The following is a 6,147-nucleotide window of genomic DNA, read 5'->3' as shown; positions in this document are numbered from 1 at the left end:
GAAAGACCGCTGTTTCAGCAGATCAGCAAGTTTGGTCTGGAGCCCAACTTCTGGGCGCTGCTGTCGGAAGCCTATGGTTATCCCACAGAAAAACCGTCCTTTGAAGATTTTGTACTGAAGCTGTTTTGTACGGAATTCTGGCGTCAGATTGATGTGGGCGACCGGGACTGGTTGCAGAATAATGTGCTGAAAACCGCTTCCGGCCGATCCACCGCCCTGGCCTTGATGAGCAGCTGGCGAGATAGCCGAACCTATGCTGCGGCCTATGAAGCCATTGCGGAAGTACTGTCAGGCAAGCTGGAGATTTCTGGCCACTGTCGTCAGTGTCAACCGGCACAACTGGTGGAGTGTGAAACCTTCGAAGCGGTGGAGCAGGCGATTATCCGCGGGCTGGTGCGGGATCTGCTGGACAGTGGCAAACCACCGGAACGCAGCCTGTTTGAGTCGCTGCTGTCCCGACGGATGCAGAGTTACTGGGCGCAGACCGCGGCACGTAATGGCCGGGAATACCAGGCGATTTATCAGGCGTTGCGGGCCGCAGAACAGTTGCTCCATTTGCGTCACCGTTATGTGGATGGATTTCATTACGACAGTGCGAAGGCACTTTATAACGCCTATATGGAAGAGCTGTATCAGTTTGATCAGGCTTACCGGCTCTTTAATGAACATGTACTGTCGGTGATGAGCAAGGGGGCGGATATTCTTCGTGAGCTGGATGAGACGGTGGAGAATATTTATACCCAGTGGTATCTGCCGGAGCTGGGGCTGGCGTGGGATCGGCATCTGGCGGCGGAGTCGTTGCTGGATAAGTGGCAGTTGTCGGGTATCTCCCGGCAGTATGGGTTTTATGACCGGGAGGTGAAAGCGCGATTAGCGGGTAAAAAAGCCAAACGGGTGTTTGTCATTATCTCCGATGCCCTGCGTTATGAAATCGCCCGGGAGCTGGGTGATACGATCAATCAGGAAAAGCGTTTTAAGGCAGAACTGGCCACGCAACTGGGGGTGCTGCCCAGTTATACCCAGCTGGGCATGGCGGCGTTATTGCCCCATCAGCAGCTCAGTTTTCAGCCTGGAGAGGGGGGATCAGCCGTTCTGGCCGATGGTCGCTCTACCCAGGGGCTGGAGAACCGTAACAGTATTCTGCAATCGGTGAATGGCATGGCGGTAACGGCCAAGGAGCTGATGGGCTGGAGCAATCAGGAAGGCCGTGAGCGAGTCCGTGAAGCCCGGGTGGTGTACATTTATCACGATGCCATTGATGCCATGGGCGATAAGGCGGCCACCGAGGAGAAAACCTTTGAAGCCTGTCGTCTGGCGGTGAATGAGCTGAAAGACCTGGTGGGTCGGGTCATCAACCGGTTGAACGGCAGCCAGGTGTTGATTACCGCTGACCATGGTTTTCTGTTTCAGCAGAAGGCGCTTACCGCCAATGACCGTACTGTGCTGAACAGCAAGCCTGCCGGAACCATCGAGGCGAAGAAGCGGTATATTGTCGGTGATCAGCTGCCGGTGGATGACAACTGCTGGCATGGTCGTTTGTCGGTAACGGCTCATGGTGATCCGGCATCGACCCGGGGCAGTGAGTTTCTGTTGCCAAGAGGGAATCAGCGTTTTCATTTTGTTGGTGGGGCACGTTTTGTCCACGGTGGTGCTATGTTGCAGGAGATCTGTCTGCCGGTGCTGACCGTGCGGGAGTTGCAGAAAGCCCAGGCCGCGAGCCATGAGAAGAAGCCCGTTGGGGTGCTGGTGGCCAGTCAGCCCATTCGTATGGTCAATAATATCGACAAGATCAAGTTGATTCAGACGGAGCCTGTCGGCGGGCAGTTTATTCCCCGACAGCTGGATATTGTGATTGTGGACGAAGCGGGCAACGGGGTATCCAGCCGTGAAACCATGACCTTTGACAGCACCAGCCCAACCATGGACGACAGAGTTCGGGAGGTTCGGTTGAAGTTGATTGGCTCGTCCTTTAGTCGCACGGATCAGTACTTCTTGCTGCTGGAAAATGTTGAGACCCATACGGCGTATGGCAAGTATAGTGTCACCATTGACCTGGCTTTCCAGGATGATTTTTTCTAGATGACTTTTTTACATGAATGGGCCTATGACAGACGATGATTCCATAAACGAGCCGCCGCAGGATGCAGGACTGGAGGAAGATCTGGACAGCCTGCTGAATCGTCACTTTAAGGGACGGGTGGTTCGCAAGGATCTTACCAAGCAGTTGAAAGAAGGCGCTAATGTTCCGGTGTATGTGCTGGAATATTTGCTGGGTATGTATTGCGCCTCTGATGATGAAGAGGTGGTCAGCAGTGGCATGGCCAATGTGAAACGGATTCTGGCAGAAAACTATGTGCGGCCTGATGAAGCGGAGAAGATAAAGTCCCTGATTCGGGAACGGGGCACCTTCAAGATTATTGATAAGGTCAGTGTCAAACTGAACCAGCGCAAGGATGTTTACGAGGCGGCACTGTCCAACCTGGGCATTAAAGATGCCCTGATGCCCTCTTCTCTGGTGAAGGAGCATGAGAAACTGCTGACCGGTGGGATCTGGTGCATTATCACCGTGCAGTATTTTTATGAGGAAGGGCAGAAGACATCGCCGTTCTCCGTTCATAATCTGAAGCCGATCCAGATGCCCTCCATGAATATGGATGAGGTGTTTAATGCCCGGGCCGGATTCACCACGGAACAATGGCTGGATGTGCTGCTGCGTTCCATAGGGATGGAACCGACCAATCTCGAAGAGCGGGTGAAGTGGCATTTGATTACCCGCATGATTCCCTTTGTGGAGAATAATTACAACGTCTGCGAGCTGGGCCCCCGGGGAACCGGCAAAAGCCATGTGTACAAGGAGTGTTCACCCAACTCGCTGCTGGTATCCGGTGGCCATACGACGGTGGCTAACTTGTTCTACAACATGAGTTCCCGCCAGGTGGGGCTGGTGGGCATGTGGGATGTGGTGGCCTTTGATGAAGTGGCGGGCATCAGTTTTAAAGATCGGGATGGCATCCAGATCATGAAGGATTATATGGCCTCCGGCTCGTTTGCCCGTGGCCGTGACTCCGTTGAGGCCAGGGCCTCCATGGTGTTTATTGGGAATATCAACCAGTCGGTGGAGACTCTGGTGAAGACCAGTCATCTGTTGGCACCGTTCCCCGATGCCATGATCGATACCGCTTTTTTTGACCGCTTCCATGCTTATATTCCCGGCTGGGAAATTCCGAAAATGCGACCGGAGTTTTTCACCAACAGCTATGGCCTGATTACTGACTATCTGGCGGAATATATGCGGGAGATGCGCAAGCGCAGTTTTGCCGATGCCATTGACCGTTTTTTCAAACTGGGCAATAACCTGAACCAGCGGGATGTGATTGCGGTTCGCCGGACAGTCTCCGGTTTACTGAAGCTGCTGCACCCTGATGGCAGGTTTACCAAAGAGGATGTTCGTACCTGCCTGCAGTACGCTCTGGAAACCCGTCGCCGGATTAAAGAGCAGTTGAAAAAGCTCGGAGGGATGGAGTTCTTTGATGTCCATTTCAGCTATCTCGATAACGAGTCCCTGGAAGAGTACTTCGTCAATGTGCCCGAGCAAGGCGGCAGTTCGCTGATACCGGAAGGGATGCCTTCACCGGGTGTGGTTTATCAGGTTACCCAGGGCAGCTCCGGGCAGCTCGGCTTGTATCGCTACGAAACTCAGATGACTGCTGGTACTGGCAAATTTACCGTATCGGGGCTGGGCTCCAATAGGGCGGCCAAGGAAGCCATTCGGGTTGGTTTTGATTTTCTGAAAGGCAACCTGAAGCGGATCAGCGGCAGCGCCAAACTCTCGGAACATGAATACAATCTTCATGTGATCGAGCTGCACAATACCGGCCCCAGCACCAGAACCAGCCTGGCGGCACTGGTGGCTTTCTGCTCGATCCTGATGGGCAGACCCTGTCAGGAACAGATGGTGGTGTTGGGCGATATGACCCTGGGTGGTGTGGTGAACCCGGTGCAGGATCTGGCTGCTAGTTTGCAGATGGCATTGGACAGTGGTGGCAAACGAGTTTTGCTGCCGATGTCGTCTGCGGCGGATATTGCTTCGGTGCCTGCTGAGTTGTTTTCCAAGTTCCAGATCAGTTTTTATGCGGATCCGGTGGATGCGGTGTTTAAGGTGTTCGGGGTGGGTTGAGGTTTTTTAGCCGTCTATCTTTTGTCGATTTTTAGCAGCTCCTTCGTGGGGCTGTTTTTGTTTTTGACCTGAAGAATCAATTGGGTTGGTGGAGTTCAATCCCGATGGAAAATAAGCTGCGTATGGATCAGGTGTATCATCAGTTTATTTTTAACGGGTATGAAAGCCCGCCTTTTTATATTCGTACCCCTGTTGATAAATCACCTCCAGCGCGGCGCCCAACTGCTGAAGCCATGGTCTGGTATCACTGGTTGGCGACGGAACCATTAATTTCAGGGAGCGGCTGGTCTGAGGCTGGTTCTGTTGGAAGGCATCCGTGCGAATAAAGATAATTGCTTCACGGGCAAACCGGTTCTGTGCCCGGAGTTTTTCACAAGCCCTGCTGATAAAACTGGCCAGTGCAGAATGCAATTCTTCTTTCGTGATCACCCGTTTACCAAAGCTTCGTGAGCACATAATCTGATGCTTGTTGCCTTTACTTTCCTCTTTCCAGGGTATGCAACTTTCCCCCTGCAGTTCACAGACTGTCCTCTCCAATACCACTGAAAACTGTTTCTTTATCCATCCCCGATTTGCGGCTGCCAGCTGTGCGTCCGTGTGAATCCCCGCTGCTTCCAGTCTTGCGCCAATACGACGACCAACTCCCCATACTTCACCCACCGGCGTAATTTCCATAAGCCGTTGTTGTCGTGATGGGCTGGTTAAATCCACAACACCACCCGTGGGGGGATATCGCTTGGCAGCGTAGTTGGCCAGTTTAGTGAGCGTCTTGGTCGTCGATATTCCCACCCCGATAGGCAAGCCTGTCCAACTGTGGACCCGTTCTTTCATCTCTGTTCCAATTCGCTCCAACTGCTGTACTGGAAAACCGGACATGTCTACAAATGCTTCATCAATGGAATAGACTTCAAGGCTGGGGCTGAAGTGTTCCAGTACCGACATAAAGCGGGAGGACGTAAGGACTGAAAGCCTTTCTGTCCTATTAAGCTGGATTACTTTTTTTAAACCGAAATGATTCTAACAATCTAGACTGCCTCTGCCAGTCTTCATCACTTTGGAGAATTTCACGTTGCAAAAAGTATTCATTAGTTATGCCACTAACAATATTCAATATGTCAGAGACATTCGGTCAATGGCTAACAATCCGAATAATGATACAGCGTTTATTGACAGTTCATTGCCTGAGCCGGTTAGAGCGCCCAATGGCAGCATTATAAAAAAATCACCTCATCATGAGAGCGCTGCTCCAGTAAGAAATGAAATTCACAGTCTTTTAGTGAACTCGGACAAATTGTTGGTGATTGTTGGACCAGATACTCATAGTCGAAAATGGGTCGAATGGGAAATCAAGATGTTTCGCAAGTTACACACAGATGATGACAGGATTTTATTGGTACGCTGTCCGAATGATCAGAATTCTGGTATGCCAAAATATATTTCGGACATTGAGATCATTGACTGGCAGCCTGAGGTTATAAAATACTGGCTATTCCGCTGAATGCAGGGGTGCCGAAGCACCTCCTGCCAACAGATTAAGGCTTTTTAGGTTTGGGAGGGTGATTCCCTCGACCATGGCCAGATGGATGCCCCGGTTTCGTGCTTGGCAAGTTTGGAACCGGTTTGGGGGGAGGAGGAGGCGTTTGTTTTGCCACGTTGGAGGCTCCAGTAGTGCTTGGTTCTCGGTTGAAATCGGAAATCAACATGGTTGCATTGGAAATAATCAAACAAGTTAACGCTACTGGTTTTTTTGATTCGGGTTTAACTGCTTCCCTCTATTACCCTGTGCCTGGTCATGTTGTCGATTGGTGCCACTGGTACCTTTATTTGCATTTTTTTGATTGGATTGATTATCGGCAGGGTTGACTTTCTTGCTCATCACTTTCACCTCAATGTCATAGAGTGCGCATACACCATTGAATACGCTTAGATCATTATAAATGGTAGGAAGCGGCAGAATGGGGAAATGACTG

The 6,147-nt window shown here is 51.3% G+C and carries 5 protein-coding genes; 4 read left to right on the top strand and 1 reads right to left on the bottom strand.

The window, feature by feature from the left end; genetic code table 11:
- Positions 1 to 2,079, top strand: a 2,079-nt coding sequence (gene pglZ, locus RM811_RS17475) for a BREX-1 system phosphatase PglZ type A (protein ID WP_402526890.1), incomplete at its 5' end; no start/stop codon positions are given.
- Positions 2,080 to 2,104: 25 nt separating this feature from the next.
- Complete coding sequence (brxL, locus tag RM811_RS17470) at positions 2,105 to 4,177, top strand: protease Lon-related BREX system protein BrxL (RefSeq protein ID WP_402526889.1); 2,073 nt, start codon at positions 2,105 to 2,107, stop codon at positions 4,175 to 4,177.
- A 150-nt stretch (positions 4,178 to 4,327) separates the two neighbouring features.
- On the opposite strand, the gene RM811_RS17465 is transcribed toward brxL, so the two are convergent.
- Positions 4,328 to 5,170, bottom strand: coding sequence for a Y-family DNA polymerase (locus RM811_RS17465; RefSeq protein WP_402526892.1), 843 nt, complete (start codon positions 5,168 to 5,170; stop codon positions 4,328 to 4,330).
- Between the two features lie 76 nt (positions 5,171 to 5,246).
- Between RM811_RS17465 and RM811_RS17460 the strand changes: the two genes are divergently transcribed.
- Both RM811_RS17460 and RM811_RS17455 read left to right on the top strand, forming a co-directional pair.
- The gene (locus RM811_RS17460) at positions 5,247 to 5,675 is read left to right on the top strand and encodes a TIR domain-containing protein (protein ID WP_402526887.1); all 429 of its coding nucleotides are present in this window, start codon (positions 5,247 to 5,249) and stop codon (positions 5,673 to 5,675) included.
- Between the two features lie 98 nt (positions 5,676 to 5,773).
- Positions 5,774 to 6,040, top strand: coding sequence for a hypothetical protein (locus RM811_RS17455; protein ID WP_402526885.1), 267 nt, complete (start codon positions 5,774 to 5,776; stop codon positions 6,038 to 6,040).
- Positions 6,041 to 6,147 lie beyond the last annotated feature (107 nt).

The organism is Endozoicomonas sp. (assembly GCF_031844845.1).
GTDB lineage: Bacteria > Pseudomonadota > Gammaproteobacteria > Pseudomonadales > Endozoicomonadaceae > Endozoicomonas.
Note: the sequence above shows the minus strand (reverse complement) of the source record. Positions and strands in the feature narration are given on the sequence as shown.

Excerpts from the sequence above, each read along its gene's own strand:
- brxL (WP_402526889.1), top strand. The coding sequence starts at position 2,105 with ATGACAGACGATGATTCCATAAACGAGCCGCCGCAGGATGCAGGACTG.